Genomic DNA, 18,960 nt, shown 5'->3' with positions numbered 1-18,960 from the left:
TCGGTGCTGGCGAAGCTGATGGCCGTCGTCCGGACGGAATTTCGTGCCGACGTCTACGTTCCCGCGCCGAACGACCCCGTGTTCGTCTCCGACCAGTGCATCGTCACCGACTGCGACCGGACCGCGGAGGCGCTTGCGCAACGGCTGTGCTGCGCCCACTCGCAGCGCTTCCGCAAGCGGGGCTACTCGTCGATGGAGGAATTCCTGGCCGATCCCGGACCGCCGACACGGGGCCGTAGAGCCCTCGCAGCCTGCGTCATGACAGGATGCCGGCACGGTCGCTGGGACCGAAACGGGTTGTGCCGCAAGCACAACGGCTATTGGAAGCGTTCCGGACGGCCGGACCTGGCCGTCTGGGAAGCCCCCGACTTGGTCCCCACCGGCTCTGCGTCGGCCGAGTGCCGACTGCCGTTCTGCGATCTGTGGGTCGACAGTCCCGCGAAGGTGTTCTGCCCTGGTCATGACGACCGCTGGGTTCGGCACGGTCGGCCCGATCTCGAACGGTTCGTCACCGACTGCGAGTTGGTCGGCACCGCCCACATCGATCTGCGAGCCCTGGCCCCGCAGCCGCGACTGGAGATCCAGTACGCGCTGCAATGCCGCTACGACGCCCGCTCTCGTGTCGCGCCTCCTCGCATGGTCACACCCGCCGTCCGGCTCGTCATGACGCTGGGCATCGCCTCGCTGCTGGAGCTGAGCGAACAACAGTGGCGCGTCGCGGCCGCATCCCGGCCCAACCAATCGCTGATCTTCCTGCTCGATGCCCGCTACGCGATCGAGGCCCTGCGCGACGGGATCGGCTGGGCGAGCGAATATGACAGGGATGTCTGGCGGTTGGACAGGCTGCCCGGCATCGCCGGGCCCGGCGGGCGCCCATGTCCCCGGGTCCGGTTGCGGTTCGACCGGATCGCCCATCCTCAGCTGCGTGATCTGGGTAAACGGTGGACCAGGCTGCGGCTGACGTCCGGGCTGAGCATCGGCGCGGCCCGCGCCGGAGTCGATGCCCTGATCCGGTTCAGCGATTTCCTTGCCCTGGTCGGTGTCCACTCGCTCGCCGACATCGACCGGCCACTGCTGGAGCGCTACCTGGCCCATGCGCTGTCCCAACCCGGCGGCAACGACGTGAAGAGACACCGGATCAGCGCGCTCAACGTCTTCTTCCAGGCCGTTCGCCAGCACGGCTGGGACGACAGCCTGCCGGGCAGGGCCACGTTCTATGCCGGTGACACGCCCCCGATCCGCGCTCAGGTGGACCGCCGGCTGGCGGAGTTCGTCATGGCCCAGGTCGAATCGCCGGCCAATCTGGGCCGTTGGTCGGACCTGTCCGCCAAGCTGGTCACCCTGATCCTCACCCGGTGTGGTCTGCGGGTCTCGAGCGCCTTGTCGCTCGCGTTCGACTGCGTGGTCCACGACGGGCAAGGCGCTCCCTACCTTCGCTACTTCAACACCAAGATGAAACGCGAAGCCGCCGTTCCCATCGACGAAGAGCTCGAAGCCGGGATCGGTGAGCAGCAACGCGCGGTGCTGCAGCGGTGGCCAGACGGAACACGGCTGTTGTTCCCGCGTGAGCGTTCCAACGTCTCCGGCAACGTCCCGCTCGATCCCGGCACCTACCGCCGGAAGCTGAACTGTTGGCTGCAAGCCTGCGATATCCGCGACGAACACGGTCGCCCGGTGCACCTGACACCCCACCAATGGCGGCACACCTTCGCCTGCCGTCTCATCAACCGCGACGTCCCGCAAGAGGTGGTACGGGTACTGTTCGACCACGAGTCACACCAAATGACCAGCCACTACGCCAAACTGACCGATCAGACCGTGCGCCGCCACTGGCAGGAGGCCACGAAGGTCAACATCAAGGGTGAGAGGGTCTCGATCGACCCGGACGGGCCGCTGGCCCAGGCGCAGTGGGCCAAGACCCGCTACGGCATGGCCACCCAGACCCTGCCGAACGGCTACTGCGGCCTGCCGCTACAGAAAAGCTGCCCGCACGCCAACGCCTGTTTGACCTGCCCGGTGTTCCTGACCGGGCCGGAGTTCCTGCCCGAACTGCATGAGCAGCGCCACCGCACGCTCACCCTCATCGACGTCTCCAAGGCCAAAGGACACGACCGCATGATCGAGATGAACCACCAAGTCCTGGCCAACCTGGACCGCATGATCGGTGAGGTCGAGAAGGACCAGCCAGAGGACACCGCCGATGCAGGCTGACAACTCCCACCACGTCATCGCCGCCGCCCACCGTAGGGCGGCAGCCACCCGCAAGCGTGCCGTCGCCGCCCTGCGCCGCATGGACAAATCCGGGCTGCTGATCACCTTCGACGCTGTCGCCAAGCACGCCCATGTCTCCCGATCCTGGCTCTACACCCAACCCGACCTGCGCGCCGAGATCGAACGCCTCCGCGCCCGGAGAAATCCGGCTCCATCGGGCCAGCCAGTTCCAGTTCGGCAGCGCGCATCCGACGCATCGCTGTTGCGCCGGCTGGAGGTCGCAGCCGATCGCATCCGACGGCTGGAAGCGGAAAACCAGCAGCTTCGCGAAGCGCTCGCCCTGGCCCTCGGCGACCGCCGAGCGGGCAATTGGCTTCGTCGGTGAGAGCTTGGGCACCATGATCCGCATCAGTTCATGGTCAATGGTCGCGAGTAGTGACCGCAGTTATTGATCGTGGGGCCCGCTCGCCCCAGCGCCGGAACCGCTGGTAGGCGGTCTTCCACAGCCCGTGCCGTTCGGGCAGGTCACGTCACGGCGAACCGGTGCGCTTGATCCAGTAGATCGCGTTGACGACCTGCCGGTAGTCGCGCCACTGACCACCACAAGTGGGCTGCGCCGGAAACAGAACCTGGCCGCTCGCGGCCGGGCCGTGTCGGATCTCCCGTCACGGCCCGGCACGCGAAACGCGCCCGGACTCTCTTGCACAGATAAGTCTGCAATGCAAAGCTTAAGTCATGGCACACGAATCCGTCCCCCAGGGGAACAGTCCTCACGAGCTGCTGGCGGCCTTGCGTGACCTGACGCGCCAGGTCCGTGTCGCCCAGCGCGGCACCTGGTTCCCGCTGCTGGTCTTCGCGACGATCACCCTGGTCGCGATACCCGTCTACCGCTACGCCCCCTACCTCGACCTGTTCGGCACCTGCCGATCAAGCCCGGGGCACAGGGTCTGCGCTGCGCCCAACCCGGCGGATCTCGGATACTGGACGGTCGCGCTGGTGCTCGCCTACGCGGCGATCGCAGGCTTCTACGTCAGGAAGTCTCGACGGCGCGGCGTGGGCACCCTCATCCGTCCCTACGTCGTCGTCGGTGTCGCGTTGGCCGTCCTGATGACGGCCGTGTCGATCTGGTTGACGTTCCACCCGCTCCTTCCTGTCCCCGCCGACCCCTTCTCCACCGACCCGGTGCAGATCGAGGTCGGGCCAGCCGCGTGGCTCATTAACGGGCTGGCCAGTCCCCTGGCGGTGATCGGGCTGGCGCTGCTGGTGCTCGCCTGGGTCGAACGCCACTGGGCGCTGCTGGCGTACACCCTCGTCTACCTGGCGATCGGGATGGTGCAGGGCAACCAGGTCATTCACTCGTCGTCGCCGTGGTTCTTCCTGCCGTATCTACTCGTCCCGGCGGCGGTGCTGCTACTGGGCGCCGCCGTCTTCGCCCTGTTCCGTCCGACCGCCAAGGTTCGCGCGTGATGACCGATCACCCCGCCAACGGCCTCGACGACGTCGTCCACCAGCGCGTCCGGCTCGGCATCATGGCCATCACCCACCAGGCCCGCCAAGCCGAGTTCGGCTTCCTCCGTACCACCCTGCAGCTGACCGCCGGTAACCTCGGGCAGCACCTGACCGTCCTGGAGAAGGCCGAGCTGATCCAGATCGAGAAGGGCTACGAGGGCAAGCGCCCGCGCACCTGGGTCACCCTCACCGCCGCCGGGCAGACCGCCCTGCACGCCGAAATCGCCCACCTCAAGCAACTCATCCAGCAGGTCGAACAAGCGGAGATGCCGCCGACCGCCGACCGGTGACCGGCGGCCAGCCGACGTGCGCGGACCGGATCCGGTCCGCCCGCGGCTTAGCAAGGGTTCATTCCGGCAGCAGCTCGCTCGAGCGGGCCGAAACTACCGGCCCCGCGCGCGTCCCGACGGATCGCCGCGTAGAGATCGACCTTCGACATGGGCGGCGTCGGCAAGCCCCTCACCCGGACCCGCTGATGCCCACCGCCGAGGTGGTGTCGGAACTCGCGACCACAGACTTCACCCGTCCGTGGATGCGGTCGTCGCCAACGACCAAGTGGTGTCGCTTCTCACCAACGAGGCCAGGCAATGTCCTCGGCCGCGCCCCCGACACGCCGAGGAAGAAATCTCAAGCGATCATCGGCCCCTGCTGACGACCGCGTTATCGACACTGTCCTCAGCACATTCCCGCAGGTCAAGTCGATGATCCTTTTTTCAGCTCAAGATAACGAACGGAGAAGTACTTCAGAGTGTCGGACACCTCAGCGCCGCTGCGGGTCGACAGCTGCAAATCGTGGCTCTCGTCGACACAGACCAGGCCGACGTGAGCGTCGACGGCGACACCGCAGACGGCCTCGATCACGTCGGTCATGTTGGCCCGGTAGGTCATGGGCAGGCCGAGGAACCGGGCAAACTCCACCGTCAGCATCCTTGGCGTGGCCGCCGGGGGGGACGGTCACGTAGACCACCGGGATCCGCGCCAGCCCAGGGTAGCGCAGCCGGTCGGTGGCCTCATGGGTCTTGCCGAGTTGGGTGATGGCGGTGGTCTTGCCGGTGCCGGCCGCGCCGGACAAGATCAGACCCCGCCGGGCGCTTCCCGCATGCCGGTTGAGCAACGCCAGCCGTCGTCCGGCGTTGACAACCTGGCGCAGGGTGCTGGTCGCGACGACCGCCATGTGGGTGTGGTAGTCCAGCCGGTGTTCGTCGTATCCGGCCCGGTCGACGTCGGTCAGCGCCTTCCACTTGGCGGCCGGTAGCAGCGCGGGCGCGGCGACCTCGGCGGCGGTGAACTGCCGCCAGCCTTCCAAGGTGGTCAGATGCCGGTGATACTCCACCTGCCCGCCGGCCCATGTCTGCTCGGCAGGCTCGTCGGGTCGCGGGCCGCCTTCGGTCGTGTCGGTGTTGGCCGTCGTGGTCATCGGCGTCTCGCCTCGGCGAACGGGTCGAACAGCGGCAACGGGATCACGGGCGCCATCGGGGTGTCGTCCTCCTCGTCTTCGAGCACCGGGTCATGCGGGACGAGATCTGGCGGTGCCGGCGCGGCCGTGCCTGGCTGCGCCGCAGCGCGGCTGGTTGCGCGGGTCCGTGCTGCAACCCGCAGCGCCCGCCGGGTGCGACGGGCATCCCGTTCCGGGCCTTCATGAGCGCGGGACAACAGCGCGGCCACCGCGTCAGCGAGCTGTTCCTCACTGCCGTCGGGCCGCTCGTGACGCACGTGGTCCCAGGCCAGTTCACCGAACGGTGTCGGCACCCGGTGCAGGTGCTTCCAGAATGCGGTGATCCAGCCATGGCTTCGTCGGTGAGAACCGGGCCCAGATGTGCGTGACTTCGGGGCCCAGGTTGATCGCTTTCTCTTGATCGTTGTTGGCGAGTTCGGGACCCACCTGGTCAGAGTGGACTGATCAGACAGGCGGTTCGGAGCCTGCTGTCCATTGCCAGCGCAGTTGATCCGCTTGCCACTGAACGTGCTCCGCTGCCGCTTCTTGTCACGGAAGTTGCACCGCCGCTGGTAGAGCCCCCGCCGTCGGCAGCTCGGCCGCTGCCGGACATCGTGCGGGCAGGGTCGGCCCGGCCCTTCCGCGTTGCCATCCAATCTGATCCGCCCTGGTCACGGCGTTGGCGTTTGGGCCAGGTCCGGTGTCAACAGACACCTGCGGCGAGGTCTGGGTAGGTGGGTTGCGGCAGTGTCGGGATGTCCCGGCTGGTCGGGTGGGTCCAGGTTCTGATCGGGCGGCGCTCGGTGCGCGTGGAGCGTTCGATGGTGTCGGTGAGACCGGGATCTCGATGTCGCTGACCACGAAGGTGGTGCCGTTGTTGTCCTGTTTGACGACGAGTTAGGGGTGCGTGTCGGGGGTGCGATGAGGGCGCCGACGGAGGGCAGGTGGCGCATGTCGCCGTCCCAGCGGACGTGGTGGGCGGTGTCGGCGAGGGCGAGGATGGCTTGCAGCGCCCCGACCCGGACACCGACTTCGACCACGGCCTGCTGCTGACCGGCATCCAGGCGCGCCTGGCTACGGCCACCGCTCAGTAACCTCGCCCACGACGTCGAGCAGCCGCCCCGCCGCGCCCGGCCCGCCCACCTCGACGACCGCGGGCACCAGCGGCGCGAGCGCGGCGAGCACCTCGCCCCGCCCGCCGGCGTCCAACGCGGCCCGGATACGCGCCACCGGCGGCCGCGCGTCCCCGGCCGGCGGGTCGATGAACTGCCGGGCGAGGGCCACCTCCTCCGCGCCGATCCGGGCCGCGTCGGCGAGCGTCCCGGCGGCGATCCCCGCGCCCTCCGCGGCCGGCAGGTGCGGCCGGACGGCGGCCAGCGCATACGCGCGGCTGTACGGCCGCCCGATCGTCGCGATGAGCTCGACCGCCGTCGCGAGCGCGGCAGCGCGCCCGGTCGGCGACAGGTGCGGGGCGAGGTCGCCGAGGAGCCGCGCCCGGCTGATCGGATTGGTCTCGGCGTCGACGGCGGCCATGAGCCGCCCCAGCGCCGCGTCACGCGTCCCGGCCGGCAGATGCGGCAGCAGGGCGATCACGCCCGCGACCCGGTCCGGCAGGAACCCGACGCCCTCGGCGTGCGCGAGCGCCGCGACGAGCTGCTCGCCGCTCAGCAGCGGCGCCAGCCGGGCGACCAGGTCGGTACGGGCCGGATACGCGGTCGCGCGGGCGAGCGCGCTGGCCACGACCACGTCCCGCGCGGACGGGTCCAGGTGCGGGGCGACGAGGGGCAGCGCGTAGGAGCCGACCGACGGGACGAGTGCGGCCGAGGCCGCGCGCCCGCGCCGCCGCGCTTCGCCCGTCAGGTGCGGCATCAGCGCGGCGACCACGGCGGCCCGCTCGTCGTGGTCGTCGATACCCGGCGCGTCGGCGAGCGCGCGGGTCAGGGCGGCCTGCCGGTCGTCCGGCGGGAGGTACGGCGCCAGGCCGATCGTCGTTGCCATGCGCTCGGGCCGGCCGGGGAACCCGGCGGCGGCCGAGACCATCCGCCGGACACGCTCCGGCGGCAGGTAGGGGGCCAGCACCACGTACCCGCGGCCGCGGAACTCGTCGACCACGAACCGGTCCAGCTCGTCGGCCGCCCGCTCGAGCTGCGCGGGCGACAGGCGGGGCGCCAGCCGGCGCAGCGCGGTGAGCAGATGCGGCAGCCAGAGGTCCAGGACCGCGGCCAAGGCAGCCTCGACGAGGTCGTCCGGCAGCAGCGGGGCCAGCGCGACGAGCCGCCCGGTTCCGCGCACATCGTCGGGCATTTGCGCCGCCGCGGCGAACGCGGCCCTGACGACCCCGGCGCGGTCGGGCGCGGGCACATAGGGTGCGAGGCCAGCCAGGGCCTCGGCCCGGCCGGCCGGCTCCGGCAGGGCCTCGGCCGCGCGCCGCGCAGCGGCGAGTTCGGCCGGGGTCAGGTGCGGGGCCAGCCGAGCCAGCGCTGCGGCGCGGGTCTCGGCGAGGCGCAGCGCCTCGGCCCGCGCCGCGCCGGACAAGTGCGCGGCCAGGCCGGTGAGCGCCAGGCAGCGGTGCCCGTCGTCGGGCAGGGCGCGGGCCGCGGCGACGACCACAGCCCGGTCGCCGGGGGCGAGGTGGTCACCGAGCGCGGCGTACAGGCCGGCGGCGGTGTGCCCGTCCAGGCCCCGCGCGGCGTCGAGCACCTCGGCGGCGAGCGCGGGGCGGCAGTCCTCGGGCAGACGCGGCAGCAGCCGGGTGAGCAGGTCCACGCGGGCATACACGCCGGGATACAGCGCTGCGTGCGCGACGGCCCCCTCGATCGGCCACAGGCCGGCGTCGACCAGCCGCTCGGCGAGCCGGGGCGAGACGGCGTTGATGACAGTGCGCACGCTCGCGGCCAGCAGCCCGTGGCGGATCTCCTCGACGACGGTCAACGCCGGTCCGCCAGCGTCAAGTGCCTCGTCGGTGCGGGCGGCGGCCGCGGCCCGGGCGGCCGCGAGGTCGCGTAGTTCCGCGCCGGGGTCGTCGGGCAGTGCCGCCGGGGTCATGCCCGACAGCCTAAAGAGGCAGCCCTACGGCCGTCGCGGTACCGGGCGGCATTTCATTCCAGCTGGCGGGTCGACACGGACGGAGCTACGGCCGGGCACACGACGGACAGTTGGCCGAGGCGGTGGCCGCCGCGGCTGGCGGGCAGAGCCGCCTGGTGGTGCTGGTCGGCGGGTCGTCTACCGCAAGACGCGGGCGTGCTGGGAGACGGTGCAGGGCGGAAACCAGCGATCACGATGAGCCTGCGACATCTCGGCGACGTCCGGTCCCAATGAGCCCACCGCTGCAGGCTACTGCTGCCGCTGCTGACCGTTACGAGAACCGCCATCGTGGTGGGTCCCGAACTGACGAACACACGATTGAACCGTCGGACGGTGGACCCGAGCTGACTGACAAAAGGGTCCCAGACTCACCGACGAAGCCACAGCCACCATCGCGGTGGTTGCGCACCCACACCCGCGACACGTCGTACGGATCGTGGTGGATCTCCCATAGCCCCTTCTTCTCCTTGACTCCGGAACGCTGCCGACGGATCGGGTTGAGCCCCTCGTCGTCGTAGGTGCGGCGGTTGATCCGGATGCCGTAAGCGTTGATCGCCTGCCAACGGGGCGGGAGCAACTCGACGTAGTCGTCGGCGGATAACGCCACCGGCACGTACCCTGCCGCCTCGACCAGCGCGGCGTACTTCTCGTTCGGGTGAACGCGCGGCCCGGCGCGGCCGGATCACGTAACTCGTCGTGCGGACGGTTCTGCCACGCCGCGACGAGCCACTCGTCCAGCAACTCCTGCAGTTCCAGCATCGACCACAGGGGACCGTCTTCGACCTTGACGCCGCGCCGTTCGACGTTCGAACCGGTGTAGCCGGTGACGAACTGCGCGAACAGCGTCGCCACCGAACCCAGCATCCGCTCGACATGCGGCTTGTCGGTCGGCGTCCCCTTGTGCGCCGGTTGGAAGTTGATCCCCAGAAACCGGCACGACGATCGGAAAGCACGGGAGATGAACACCTTGCCGTGATCACACACGATCGTCTCCGGCACGATCACCAGCCGTGCCGCCGCGTGCGCCAACCGCTCGTCGATGCTCAGCAACCGCGTGAACGGCAGCACCGAGTGCGACATCCGCAACGCATCGACCCAGCCCGGCCGCATCGGCTCCGGGGTCACCGTACGGGCCAACAGCACCGACGCGTCCAACGCCTTCGTGGTCGGGCGCAGCACCGCGGCGGTCACCGTCCGGGTCGCTACGTCGATCATCCCGGTCATCTCCACCCGTCCCACCACGGCGTCGTCGAGCCGGACCAGCACGTCCAACGGCGTCGAGTCGATCTGCACCAACTCGCCGGGCGCGCAGGGGTGTCACCTGCCCGAACGGTGGCGCCGGGCGGTTCGCCTCCGACCGGCGGGTGCGCACCGACCCCGTCGTATGCCGGCCCTGCGCCAGCTTGCCGAACAACCGATACAACGTCCGCCGCGACGGCATCACCAGCGTCGCCGCGTCCGGCGACTGCTGCACCATCTGCACCGTCCGCCACAGCACGAACCCGGCCGTGCGGGTCGAGGACTGGGTCGTCTCCTCGATCGCGGCGCGCATCGCCTCGACCACCTGGGCGTCGACCCGCCCGAACTCGGCGGTGCGCTTGTCGGCACGGTGGTCAACCAGACCGACCACGCCCCGTGCCTCGTAGCGTTGCCGCAGGTACTTGACCGTTCTGGCGGTCACCGCCTGCCCGTCAGCGGACAACTCGGCCGCCTTCGCTCGCTCCCGGCTGGTCAGCGAGTGCAACGACGGGTCGTACAACGATTGAGGTACGGTGCCCGGTGCCGCGTCAGGCCGGACGCCATGCAGCACCTCGAGAATATGCGGCTCCCACCACAACGCCCGCGCGACAACCTCGTCGGGCAGTCGTTCCAGCAACCCCATCGCTGGCAGTGCCCGGGGTGCCGGACGGTCCAGCACCGCGAAGTCCGGTCTGGACTGAAGCGACGTCAGCGGCATCTCGGTCATGCCACCGCACGCGTCGACCAACCGCACCAACACGCCTGAGAACCCGACTACGGTGTGCACCGCCGCGTCAGCGCGCACGCGGTCCCCAATTGTCAGCACGGCCGGTCCGCTCATGGCTGCCGACCCACCCGGACCAGGCTCCCCGGCCGTAACGGCTCGGTAGTCAGGTCAACCCGAAGCACCTGCCGCCACAGCAGGTGATACGCCACCGGCAGCACCGCAAGCCGATCCCCGACTTCCGCCACGCCAGCGAATAAGCCGGTCGGCTCGGCGAACACCGCCAGGAGCGCCTCGACGACGTCGCGCCGGCCCCGGCAACGAGGATGTCGATACCGCGCCAACCACCGCACGTTCGCCACGAGCACCGGATCCGGCGTACCGACCCGGCGGTAGGACCACCCAACCTCGGCACACGCCCTCGCCGTCGCATCGAATGCCTCCGCGTCAGCCTGTTCGATGCGATCCTCGGGACGCACGTCGATCACCACAGCAGTCCTGTCAGCGCGCCGAGCGAAGAAATCCGGCGCGTGCCGACGCATCCGGCCGTGCTGCGTCCACAGCAACCAGAACGGCTGCGACGCAAACGCCACCACATCCCGGTCCTGGTCCAGGTCCATCGCGTGGTCGCGTTCGAGCCAGGATTCGAAACCCCACGTGCTGCGCCATCGTCTCCGACCACCACCAGCCGGCGAAACTGCCCATCCCCTTGGCCCATCGAAATTGCCGTACCGGCAGCACCTGCTCGAACTACACCTGCCAGTAGGACCCGAGGCGCCCGCGTTGGACCCCACCGTCTCCGTCCACGAACTTGACCGCGAACGTCGATCGACCCTCTACCGCCGTCGAGACCACAAGCTCATCCACGAGCGTCACTCAGACAGCATCGCGTCCGGTGGACAAACTTCGATGGCGCCACGCCGCCAGTCGGACAAGCTTCGATGGCACCGGACAAGTTTCGATGGCACCGGACAACGCCCGATGCTCCTGGGCGTAGGCGCGGATGCGGATGGCGTCGTCGGCGTCGCGCAGGACGAAGCAGCCGGGCAGGGCGGCGCCCGGCAGATCGGGGACGGTGGCGCGGGCGCCGGTGGCCAGGACGAGGACGTCGTAGCGCAGCGTCGCCCCGGTCCCCAGCGTCACCGTCCGGTCTACTGTGGACAATTCGGTGGCCCGGGTGTTGAGCCAGCTGGTGATGCCGCGCCGCTCGTACCAGTCCTCGGCCTGCAGGAACAGCCCGGTCATCGCCGAGCGCCCGTAGACCATCCGGCCGATGCCCATGCGGTTGTACAGCGGGTGCGGCTCCCGCCCCACGAGCTGGATGTCGCACGCGGGGTCGGCCCGGCGCACCTCCTGCGCCACGGTCACGCCCGCGATGCCGTTGCCGATGATGACGAGCCGGCGGCCGGACTGCTTCACCAGGGCGGGCGCGGCCGGCGGCCCGGGCGGCGGCTCGGGCGCGGCGGCCAGGTCGACGACGGCGGGGCCGCGGACCCGGGCGCAGCAGGCCAGCCGGGCCGACGGGCCGAGGTCGAGGCGGCGCAGGGTCGCGGCCTCCTCCTCGGTCGGCGGGGACAGCTCGCCGGAGATGACGCGGACCGGGTCGGCGCCGCAGACGCCCATCCGGCAGCCGGCCTCGATCGGCAGGCCGTCGCGCTCGGCGAGCTCCAGCAGGCTGGCGCCGGGCTCGGCGACGACCCGGCGGCCGTGCGGCTGGAAGGTCACCTCCGGCCCGGCCGGGCCGGGCGCGGCGAGCGGCAGCGCGGTGGCGATCGCGGGCGCGGCGGCGGCGTGGCGGAAGTAGCGCAGCCGTACCCCGTGCGTGCGCCACAGCCACACCACGGCGACGACCGGCACGGCGAGCCTCAGCGCCAGGAACGGGGCGGCGAACCAGTAGTACAGCGAGATCGCCACGGCGCCGTAGCCCGCGGCGAGCAGGCTCGGGCGGACCCGCGGGAGGCGCTCGAGGACGAAGTACGTGCCCGCGGCGGCGAGCACGGCGAGTGGGAAGAACGCGGCCGGGAACGCGAAGTAGCCGAGCACCACGCCGGGCATCGCGCCCGCGAACGCCTTGCGCGGCACGGTCCAGGCCGGGTCGCGGTCGTGCAGGTCGGCCTGGTACGCCACCTTCGGGTTGAAGTCGTAGCAGTGCTTGGCGCAGCCCACGCACGGGCGGCAGTGGCTGTTGGGCACCACCGCGAACGGGGTTTGCCCATAGAGGCGCTGGATCGGCAGCAGCGGGCAGATCGAGGAGCACCAGCCGCTCTTGCCCTTTAGCAGCAGCCCGCCGGTGAGCGCGCCGAGCAGGGCGGCGGCCAGCAGCGCGGCGCTCGCGGGTCCGCTGTGGTCGAACAGCGGGCGGCGCAGGCCGACCGCGAGCACGAACAGCCCGGCGCCGATCGCGAAACCGTGCTGTTTCAGCCAGCGTGGCGGTTCCCGGCCCAGGGTGATCGCGCCCAGTTTGGCTCGGCGTGGCTTCGCGCCGGCCGGCCCGGACCAGGCGCCCAGGAGTCTCGGCAGCTGGTTGGTGGCGGCGAGCGGGCAGCTGTTGCGCCACACGCCGGGGGCGAGCAGCCACAGCAGCGGCAGTGCCGGCACGACGCCGCGCCACAACAGCGCCAGTCCGACACCGGGCCGTACCACCAGGAAACCGATCAGTGTCAGCACAGCGGCCACGGCGACGATCTGGGCGGCGTACCAGACCCCGGCCGGGACGCGGCGGCGCAGTTTCAGGTAGTTCGGAAACGGATCGGTTTCCGGACGTGGACGTCGCTGCGGCGGCGCGGTGCCGGCGACGGTGATCCGGGCGCCGGCCACGCCGATCACGCCACCGGGCGCGACGACCGTCGGGGCGGTGATGCGCCGGCCGTCGACGTGGGTGCCGTTGCGGCTGCCCAGATCGGTGACGACGAGCCGGTCGCCGAGCACCTCCAGCCGCGCGTGGCGCCGGGACACCCCGGGATGCTCCAGGCCGATCAGGGCGTCGCCGCGGCCGATCTCGGCCGGGCCCGTGACGGGTACCTGCCGATCGGGCCGGCCGGGCTCGGCGACGGTCACGGTGATCCGGCGGGCGCGCAGGTCGATCGTCGCCGTCAGCGACCCGTGCCCGTCCACGTCAGACCAGCCGGCGCAAGTCGCGCAGGCGCAGCGCCAGCCCGCGGGCGAGGTCGAACAGCAGGTGCCGGGCCAGCGCCGGGTCCTGGCCGGCGAGGACCTCGAAGCGCTCCAGGGTCAGGCGCAGGACCGTGGCGCCGGTCAACGCGCGGACGGTCGCGGGCGCCGGCTCCCCGTCGAGGAACCCCAGCTCGCCGAAGACCCCGCCGGGCCCCACCGCGCCGGTGCCGGTGGCGACGCGCCCCTCGGCGACGATCCACAGGCAGCGCTCGGCGGCGCCGGCGGCGAGCACCGTCTCGCCGGCCCGGAACCGGCGCGCCGGCGCGTGCTCGCGCACCAGCGCCCACGCGCGGTCGCCGGCGTCGCGCAGGAGCGCGGCTTCGCCGGAAACGGGCGGTGCGCCCGGATACGCGAACAGGGAGTCGTCCATCGATCGCAGACAGTATCTCGTACACGCAAGCCCCGTTTTGGGCGTTGACGGCGGTGGATGACGCGCCTACGGTCGCCGCATGTCGCTCCTGACCGATCTGATGGACGCCGTCACCGCCGGTTCGATCGAGGTCGTCGATCTGACGGCGCCGTTGAGCGGTGACACGCCGATCCTGCAACTGCCCGAGCCGTTCGGCAACACGTGGCGCTTCCAGTTCGAGGAGATCAGCAAGTACGACGAGCGCGGCCCGGCGTGGTACTGGAACAATTTCCGCGCGGGCGAGCACACCGGCACCCACTTCGACGCTCCGATCCACTGGGTGACCGGCCGCGACGGCGAGGACGTCGCCCAGGTGCCGGCCCGCAAGCTGCTGGCGCCCGCCGTCGTCATCGACCGCTGCGAGCAGGCCGCCGCCGACCCCGGCTACCTGCTGCGGATCGAGGACGTCCAGGCGTGGGAGGCCGAGCACGGGCCGCTGCCCGCGGGCGGATGGCTGCTGTACCGCACCGGCTGGGACGCCCGCGGCGACGACGACGCCGCCTACCTCAACGCCGGCAACACCCCCGGTGTCTCCCCCGCCTGCGCGGAGTGGCTCGCCGAGCAGACCCCGATCGCCGGGATGGGCGTGGAGACCGTCGGCACCGACGCGGGCGCCGCGCACTCGTTCGACCCGCCGTTCCCGTGCCACTCGTTCCTGCTGGGCGCGGGGAAGTACGGGCTGACCCAGCTGCGCAACCTCGACCGCCTCCCGCCGACCGGCGCCGTGGTGCTCGCCGCCCCGCTGCCGATCGTGCGCGGCTCCGGCAGCCCGGCCCGCGTCCTCGCCCTCGTCGAGCGCTGAGGCCGCCGCCGTGCTGGTCGCCGAGGCCGCCGCCCGGGCCCTGGTCGCCTCCGCCGGCGTCGAGTGCGCGTTCGGCCTGGTGGGCAGCGGCAACTTCCACCTGACCAACGCGCTCGTCGCCGCCGGCGCCCGCTTCGTCGCGGCCCGCCACGAGGCCGGCGCCGCCGTGATGGCCGACGCCTACGCCCGCACGTCCGGCCGCCTCGGCGTGCTGACCCTGCACCAGGGCCCGGGCGTGACCAACGCGCTGACCGGCATCGCCGAGGCGGCCAAGAGCCGCACGCCGCTGCTGGTGCTCGCCGCCGACACCGGCGCGGCCGGGGCCCGCTCGAACTTCCGCCTCGACCAGGCCGCGCTGGCCGCCGCGGTCGGCGCGACCCACGAGCGGGCCGCCACCGCGGCGTCCGCGGTCTGCGACGTCCTGCGCGCGGCCCAGCGGGCGGTCGTGGAGCGGCGAACCGTGCTGGTCAGCCTGCCATTGGACGTTCAGGCGGGCGAGGCGGTCGTCCCCGCGGCGCGCCGGTGGCCGCGGCCCGCGGTACCGCTGCCGGATCCGGCCTCCGTGACCGCCCTGGCGGACCTGCTCGCGGCGGCGCGGCGCCCGGTCCTCATCGCCGGCCGCGGCGCCCGCGACCCCGGCGCCGCCGCGGCGATCGCCGCCCTGGCCGAGCGCTGCGGCGCCCTGCTGTCCACCTCGGCGGTGGCGAAGGGGCTGTTCGGGGCCGGCCCCTGGCACCTCGACGTCGCCGGCGGCTTCGCCTCTCCCCCGGCCGCCGAGCTGATCGCCGGCGCCGACGCCGTGGTCGCCTTCGGCTGCACGCTGAACATGTGGACGACCCGCCACGGCCGCCTCCTGGGCCCCGGCGCGGCGGTCGCCCAGGTCGACGTCGAGCCCGAGGCGCTGCACGCCAACCCGCGCGTCGGCCTGGGCGTCCTCGGCGACGCCGCGGCGACCGCGACCGCGGTCCTGGCCGAGCTGGCCGCGCGGGGTCACGCGTCCACGGGCTACCGCGCGGCGCCGCTACCGTCCGTCCGCTGGCGCGACGTGCCCTACGACGACGAGACCGGCGACGGCCGCATCGACCCGCGCACCCTGTCGGCGCGCCTGGACGACCTGCTGCCGGCCGCCCGCACGGTGAGCGTGGACTCGGGCAACTTCATGAGATACCCGTCGATGTATCTCGCCGTGCCCGACACCGCCGGTTTCTGCTTCACCCAGGCGTTCCAGTCGGTCGGCCTGGGCCTGGCGACGGCGATCGGCGCGGCGGTGGCCCGCCCCGACCGCCTGCCGGTGGCGGCCCTGGGCGACGGTGGCTTCCTGATGGGCGTCAGCGAGCTGGAAACCGTGGTGCGGCTGGGCCTGCCGATGCTCGTCGTGGTGTACGACGACGCGGCCTACGGCGCGGAGGTCCACCACTTCGGCCCCGGCGGTGACCCCCTCGACACCGTGACGTTCCCGGACACCGACCTGGCGGCGATCGCGCGGGGCTACGGCTGCGCGGCCGCGACCGTCCGCTCGCCGGCCGACCTGGCCGTGGTCGGCGAGTGGCTCGCCGGGCCGCGCGAGCGTCCGCTGCTGCTGGATGCGAAGGTCACCGCGTCGCACGGCTCGTGGTGGCTGGAGGAGGCCTTCCGCGGCCACTGACGGCCGGGCCCGCGGGCGCGGGCGGGCCGTCAGGAGGCGGTGGAGGCCGGCACCTCGGCCGCGGCCCCGGCCGCCTCCGGGGCCGGGCGGTCGCGGAAGACCCACCAGCGCGACAGCGTGTAGGTGAACACGGCGACCACCCCGGCCGCGAGCAGGCGGGCCAGGCGCACGTCCAGGCCGAGCGCGTAGAGGCCCGAGGAGACCCCGACGGTGATGAGGTAGTCACCCAGCGCCACCAGGGCGTAGCGCAGCACCTGGCGGCCCACCGGGGCGTGGGAGCGGAAGTTCACCGTCCGGTTCAGCAGGAAGTTCAGGCCGAAGGCGGTGAGGTAGGCGATGGAGACCGCGACCGGCATCGGCAGGCGCGTCGTGTGGCGCAGCAGGAGCAGCAGGGTCAGGTCCACGCTGAACGTGAACGCGCCCAGCATCGCGAAGCCGACCAGCTCGCGGGGCAGCAGACGACGCAGCCGCGGCGGCAGGCGATCGACCCATCCGGTCAGCCGGTCACCCGCGCGATCGGCCCACCGCTGCCCCGTTGCGTCCATGCCACGGATCCTGCCCTACCCCGCTTACGCCGTGGCGCCGCCCCTGCCACCCCGCAGCGGTCGGAAAGGCGAACAACTGCCGAACGACGGGTGAGCCGTCGGCGGATCGGGCGCCGCGGTGAGGTGAGCCGCTAGGCTCGGGGCATGTCCGTCACCGAGGAGTTCGAGCAGGCGCAGGCCGACGTCCAGGGGCTCGCCGCGCGGCCGGGCAACGACGTGCTGCTACGGCTCTACGCGCTGTACAAGCAGGGAACGCTGGGCGACGCGGGCGGCAGCCGGCCCGGGATCTTCGACGTCACCGGCCGCGCGAAGTACGACGCCTGGAAGGCCCTGGCCGGCACCGAGCCCCAGCAGGCCCAGCGCCAATACGTCGACCTGGTCCGGCAACTGCGCAGCGGCTGATCGCGGCCGCTGGCGCGGCGGGGATTTCACAGCTACCATGATCGATGAGTCCGGCATCTCCCCCCGTGGATGCCGGACTCCTTCGCTCTGGCGTCTCGGCTTTACTGCGGCGCCTCCTCGAGCAGATACTCGTCCAGCCGGGCGGCCGCGGTGAGCATCGCGCGGGCCTGCGCCGCGTGCCGCTGCCGCCAGGTGCGTAGCGACTCCGCCAGCGCGTCCGGGCCGCCGGCCGCGCGCACCTGGCGCAGCACGCCCGCGATGTGGTCGAGCCGGTAGCCGCCGCGGCGCAGCAGATGGGCGAGCTCGGCGTCGCGGACGTCGGCGGCGTGGTACACCCGCTGCCGCGTGGCCCGGTCCCGCTCCGGCTCGACAATCCCGGCCCGCTCCCACTTGCGCAGCGTCGCCGGCCGCACGCCCAGGCGGTGGGCCACCGCCCCGATCGGCACCGCGCGGGCCGGCGGCTCCGGCGCCGGGATCCCGACCAGTCCCTGGACCGCCTCCTCGACCCCGTCGAGGATCTCCCGGTCGCGCAGCAGCCGGGCGTGGCCGCGGTCGACCGCCCGCAGCGCCGCGTCGCTCTGCCCGGCGACCACCGCCCGCATCACCTCGCCGGCGACCGCGTAGCCGTAGGCGGGCACCAGCGCCAGGTAGGCGCGTAGCGCGGCGGCGTGCCGGGCGGTGTAGCGCCGGTAGCCGCTGGCGGAGCGCTGCGCGGGCGGGATCACGCCGTCGCTCTCGTAGTTGCGCACGCTCTGCGCCGAGATGCCGTGCTCCCGCGCCAGGTCCACCGGCCGCTGTCCCGCACTTTGAGCCTTCACACCGTCTCTCCTGGGCCGTGGCGACCAAACCTTCACAGGGTGGTTCAACGATACGGTAGAGGTCATGACCAAAACCCTGGAAGTCGTACTGCATGACGGTGCCACCATCGCCGCGGAGGTGACCGGCACCGGGCCGGTGCTGCTCATGCCGGTCGATCCCCGCCCGGTCGAGGGCGAGCGGGCCGAGGAGCTGCGGCGCTGGGGCACCGATCCGGCGCTGGGCCGCAGCCTCGTCGACGGCCTCGCGGACGCGTTCACGGTGGTCGCGTTCGACTACGAGGGGCACGTGCTCGCGGTGCCGAAGCCGGACACGCTGACCCCGGCCAACGTCGCCGCGGACCTGCTGGCCGTGGCCGACGCCGCCGGGGCGGCCCGGTTCGCGTACTACGGGTACAGCTGGACGGCCCTCGGCGGCCTGCAGCTGGCGGCCCGCACCGACCGGCTCACAGCCCTGGCGATGGGCGGCTGGCCCCCGCTCGGCGCGCCTTACGCGGCGATGCTGCGGGTCACCGCCGCGACCCACGCCATGGCCGTGGCCAACGCCGCCAGGCCGCCGGCCCCGCCCGCCGCGAGCACCGGCGAGGCGGACTGGTCGACGGCCGAGGTGACGCTGTCGCCCGGGCAGACCCGGCAGTTCGTCACGCTGTACGAGGCCCTGCAGACCTTCGACGAGCGCGCCACCCTCGCCAGGCTGGCCTGCCCCGGCCTGTGCCTGATCGGCGCCGCGGACGCGATCGCCTACGACGAGCGCTGGGGCGGCGTCCGCGTCGACCTCGCCGCGCCGGTGCTCGAGCACCGCGCGGAGCTTGCGTCGCTGGGCTGGCGAGTGCACGTCCCGGCGGGCCTGGACCACATGGGCGCGATGCAGGCGGCGACGGTCCTGCCGATCCTGCGCCCGTGGCTGGCCGAGTCCATGCGGTGACGCCGCGCTACCGCCGGGGCGGCAGCCGGCGCCGAAGGCGA

20 protein-coding genes are annotated in these 18,960 nt (G+C 72.2%); 10 read left to right on the top strand and 10 right to left on the bottom strand.

Features of this window, described 5'->3' with window-relative positions; translation table 11 throughout:
• The first annotated feature begins 3 nt into the window (after nucleotides 1-3).
• From ACQPY0_RS21670 to ACQPY0_RS21655, 4 genes are all read left to right on the top strand, one after another.
• A complete protein-coding gene (locus ACQPY0_RS21670; protein WP_432991613.1) occupies nucleotides 4-2,211 on the top strand; it encodes a tyrosine-type recombinase/integrase in 2,208 nt (735 codons plus the stop codon).
• Entirely contained in the window at nucleotides 2,201-2,596 is a 396-nt protein-coding gene (locus ACQPY0_RS21665; RefSeq protein ID WP_432991611.1) for a DUF6262 family protein, read from the top strand. The genes ACQPY0_RS21670 and ACQPY0_RS21665 overlap by 11 nt, the downstream gene beginning before the upstream one ends.
• Before the next feature lie 350 nt (nucleotides 2,597-2,946).
• Nucleotides 2,947-3,678 (top strand): hypothetical protein, encoded by a 732-nt coding sequence (locus ACQPY0_RS21660; RefSeq protein ID WP_432991609.1) that lies wholly within the window; start codon nucleotides 2,947-2,949, stop codon nucleotides 3,676-3,678.
• Entirely contained in the window at nucleotides 3,678-4,010 is a 333-nt protein-coding gene (locus ACQPY0_RS21655; RefSeq protein WP_432991607.1) for a winged helix-turn-helix domain-containing protein, read from the top strand. Before ACQPY0_RS21660 ends, ACQPY0_RS21655 begins: the two co-directional genes overlap by 1 nt.
• A 470-nt stretch (nucleotides 4,011-4,480) precedes the next feature.
• Here ACQPY0_RS21655 and ACQPY0_RS21650 read toward each other — a convergent pair whose 3' ends face one another.
• Genes ACQPY0_RS21650 through ACQPY0_RS21640 form a run of 3 tightly spaced genes read right to left on the bottom strand, consistent with a single transcriptional unit; the run spans nucleotide 4,481 to nucleotide 5,602 of the window.
• Nucleotides 4,481-5,137, bottom strand: a complete 657-nt coding sequence (locus tag ACQPY0_RS21650) for a hypothetical protein (protein ID WP_432991605.1) — start codon at nucleotides 5,135-5,137, stop codon at nucleotides 4,481-4,483.
• Nucleotides 5,134-5,469, bottom strand: coding sequence for a hypothetical protein (locus ACQPY0_RS21645; protein WP_432991603.1), 336 nt, complete (start codon nucleotides 5,467-5,469; stop codon nucleotides 5,134-5,136). Before ACQPY0_RS21645 ends, ACQPY0_RS21650 begins: the two co-directional genes overlap by 4 nt.
• Nucleotides 5,450-5,602 (bottom strand): hypothetical protein, encoded by a 153-nt coding sequence (locus tag ACQPY0_RS21640; RefSeq protein ID WP_432991601.1) that lies wholly within the window; start codon nucleotides 5,600-5,602, stop codon nucleotides 5,450-5,452. The genes ACQPY0_RS21645 and ACQPY0_RS21640 overlap by 20 nt, the downstream gene beginning before the upstream one ends.
• A 497-nt stretch (nucleotides 5,603-6,099) precedes the next feature.
• On the opposite strand from ACQPY0_RS21640, the gene ACQPY0_RS21635 reads away from it, so the two are divergent.
• A complete protein-coding gene (locus ACQPY0_RS21635) occupies nucleotides 6,100-6,249 on the top strand; it encodes a hypothetical protein (RefSeq protein WP_432991599.1) in 150 nt (49 codons plus the stop codon).
• Here ACQPY0_RS21635 and ACQPY0_RS21630 read toward each other — a convergent pair.
• The gene (locus ACQPY0_RS21630; protein WP_432991597.1) at nucleotides 6,230-8,200 is read right to left on the bottom strand and encodes a hypothetical protein; all 1,971 of its coding nucleotides are present in this window, start codon (nucleotides 8,198-8,200) and stop codon (nucleotides 6,230-6,232) included. The genes ACQPY0_RS21635 and ACQPY0_RS21630 overlap by 20 nt on opposite strands.
• Nucleotides 8,201-8,488: 288 nt before the next feature.
• The gene (locus ACQPY0_RS21625; protein WP_432991595.1) at nucleotides 8,489-9,532 is read right to left on the bottom strand and encodes a hypothetical protein; all 1,044 of its coding nucleotides are present in this window, start codon (nucleotides 9,530-9,532) and stop codon (nucleotides 8,489-8,491) included.
• Between the two features lie 110 nt (nucleotides 9,533-9,642).
• On the opposite strand from ACQPY0_RS21625, the gene ACQPY0_RS21620 reads away from it, so the two are divergent.
• The gene (locus ACQPY0_RS21620; protein ID WP_432991593.1) at nucleotides 9,643-9,885 is read left to right on the top strand and encodes a hypothetical protein; all 243 of its coding nucleotides are present in this window, start codon (nucleotides 9,643-9,645) and stop codon (nucleotides 9,883-9,885) included.
• A gap of 430 nt (nucleotides 9,886-10,315) precedes the next feature.
• Here ACQPY0_RS21620 and ACQPY0_RS21615 read toward each other — a convergent pair whose 3' ends face one another.
• The 3 genes from ACQPY0_RS21615 to ACQPY0_RS21605 form a co-directional block, all read right to left on the bottom strand.
• Nucleotides 10,316-10,822: a TnsA-like heteromeric transposase endonuclease subunit gene (locus ACQPY0_RS21615; RefSeq protein ID WP_432991591.1), complete on the bottom strand. Its 507-nt coding sequence runs from the start codon at nucleotides 10,820-10,822 to the stop codon at nucleotides 10,316-10,318.
• Between the two features lie 256 nt (nucleotides 10,823-11,078).
• The gene (locus ACQPY0_RS21610; RefSeq protein ID WP_432991589.1) at nucleotides 11,079-13,316 is read right to left on the bottom strand and encodes an FAD-dependent oxidoreductase; all 2,238 of its coding nucleotides are present in this window, start codon (nucleotides 13,314-13,316) and stop codon (nucleotides 11,079-11,081) included.
• A gap of 1 nt (nucleotide 13,317) precedes the next feature.
• Nucleotides 13,318-13,746 (bottom strand): Crp/Fnr family transcriptional regulator, encoded by a 429-nt coding sequence (locus tag ACQPY0_RS21605; RefSeq protein ID WP_432991587.1) that lies wholly within the window; start codon nucleotides 13,744-13,746, stop codon nucleotides 13,318-13,320.
• Between the two features lie 79 nt (nucleotides 13,747-13,825).
• Between ACQPY0_RS21605 and ACQPY0_RS21600 the strand changes: the two genes are divergently transcribed.
• The gene (locus tag ACQPY0_RS21600; RefSeq protein WP_432991585.1) at nucleotides 13,826-14,587 is read left to right on the top strand and encodes a cyclase family protein; all 762 of its coding nucleotides are present in this window, start codon (nucleotides 13,826-13,828) and stop codon (nucleotides 14,585-14,587) included.
• A gap of 10 nt (nucleotides 14,588-14,597) precedes the next feature.
• Nucleotides 14,598-16,232, top strand: coding sequence for a thiamine pyrophosphate-binding protein (locus tag ACQPY0_RS21595; protein ID WP_432991583.1), 1,635 nt, complete (start codon nucleotides 14,598-14,600; stop codon nucleotides 16,230-16,232).
• Nucleotides 16,233-16,261: 29 nt separating this feature from the next.
• Here the strand turns inward: ACQPY0_RS21595 and ACQPY0_RS21590 are convergent, their stop codons facing one another.
• Nucleotides 16,262-16,777: a GtrA family protein gene (locus ACQPY0_RS21590; protein WP_432991581.1), complete on the bottom strand. Its 516-nt coding sequence runs from the start codon at nucleotides 16,775-16,777 to the stop codon at nucleotides 16,262-16,264.
• A 144-nt stretch (nucleotides 16,778-16,921) separates the two neighbouring features.
• Here ACQPY0_RS21590 and ACQPY0_RS21585 point away from each other — a divergent pair, with 144 nt between their 5' ends.
• Nucleotides 16,922-17,179: an acyl-CoA-binding protein gene (locus ACQPY0_RS21585; protein WP_432991579.1), complete on the top strand. Its 258-nt coding sequence runs from the start codon at nucleotides 16,922-16,924 to the stop codon at nucleotides 17,177-17,179.
• 101 nt (nucleotides 17,180-17,280) lie between these two features.
• Here the strand turns inward: ACQPY0_RS21585 and ACQPY0_RS21580 are convergent, their stop codons facing one another.
• Complete coding sequence (locus tag ACQPY0_RS21580) at nucleotides 17,281-17,997, bottom strand: MerR family transcriptional regulator (RefSeq protein ID WP_432991577.1); 717 nt, start codon at nucleotides 17,995-17,997, stop codon at nucleotides 17,281-17,283.
• Between the two features lie 64 nt (nucleotides 17,998-18,061).
• On the opposite strand from ACQPY0_RS21580, the gene ACQPY0_RS21575 reads away from it, so the two are divergent.
• Entirely contained in the window at nucleotides 18,062-18,919 is an 858-nt protein-coding gene (locus tag ACQPY0_RS21575) for an alpha/beta fold hydrolase (RefSeq protein WP_432991575.1), read from the top strand.
• Nucleotides 18,920-18,960: the final 41 nt, after the last annotated feature.

The organism is Dactylosporangium sp. CA-233914 (genome assembly GCF_050942935.1).
In the GTDB taxonomy this organism is placed as follows: Bacteria; Actinomycetota; Actinomycetes; order Mycobacteriales; family Micromonosporaceae; genus Dactylosporangium.
This window is presented reverse-complemented; position numbering and strand designations above follow the sequence as displayed.

What these genes read in the sequence shown, in the direction of transcription:
- ACQPY0_RS21655 (WP_432991607.1), top strand. Translation starts at nt 3,678, where the DNA reads ATGACCGATCACCCCGCCAACGGCCTCGACGACGTCGTCCACCAGCGC.
- ACQPY0_RS21600 (WP_432991585.1), top strand. Translation starts at nt 13,826, where the DNA reads ATGTCGCTCCTGACCGATCTGATGGACGCCGTCACCGCCGGTTCGATC.
- ACQPY0_RS21665 (WP_432991611.1), top strand. Translation starts at nt 2,201, where the DNA reads ATGCAGGCTGACAACTCCCACCACGTCATCGCCGCCGCCCACCGTAGG.
- ACQPY0_RS21660 (WP_432991609.1), top strand. Translation starts at nt 2,947, where the DNA reads ATGGCACACGAATCCGTCCCCCAGGGGAACAGTCCTCACGAGCTGCTG.
- ACQPY0_RS21575 (WP_432991575.1), top strand. Translation starts at nt 18,062, where the DNA reads ATGACCAAAACCCTGGAAGTCGTACTGCATGACGGTGCCACCATCGCC.
- ACQPY0_RS21615 (WP_432991591.1), bottom strand. Translation starts at nt 10,822, where the DNA reads ATGGACCTGGACCAGGACCGGGATGTGGTGGCGTTTGCGTCGCAGCCG.
- ACQPY0_RS21605 (WP_432991587.1), bottom strand. Translation starts at nt 13,746, where the DNA reads ATGGACGACTCCCTGTTCGCGTATCCGGGCGCACCGCCCGTTTCCGGC.
- ACQPY0_RS21650 (WP_432991605.1), bottom strand. Translation starts at nt 5,137, where the DNA reads ATGACCACGACGGCCAACACCGACACGACCGAAGGCGGCCCGCGACCC.
- ACQPY0_RS21590 (WP_432991581.1), bottom strand. Translation starts at nt 16,777, where the DNA reads ATGGACGCAACGGGGCAGCGGTGGGCCGATCGCGCGGGTGACCGGCTG.
- ACQPY0_RS21630 (WP_432991597.1), bottom strand. Translation starts at nt 8,200, where the DNA reads ATGACCCCGGCGGCACTGCCCGACGACCCCGGCGCGGAACTACGCGAC.
- ACQPY0_RS21585 (WP_432991579.1), top strand. Translation starts at nt 16,922, where the DNA reads ATGTCCGTCACCGAGGAGTTCGAGCAGGCGCAGGCCGACGTCCAGGGG.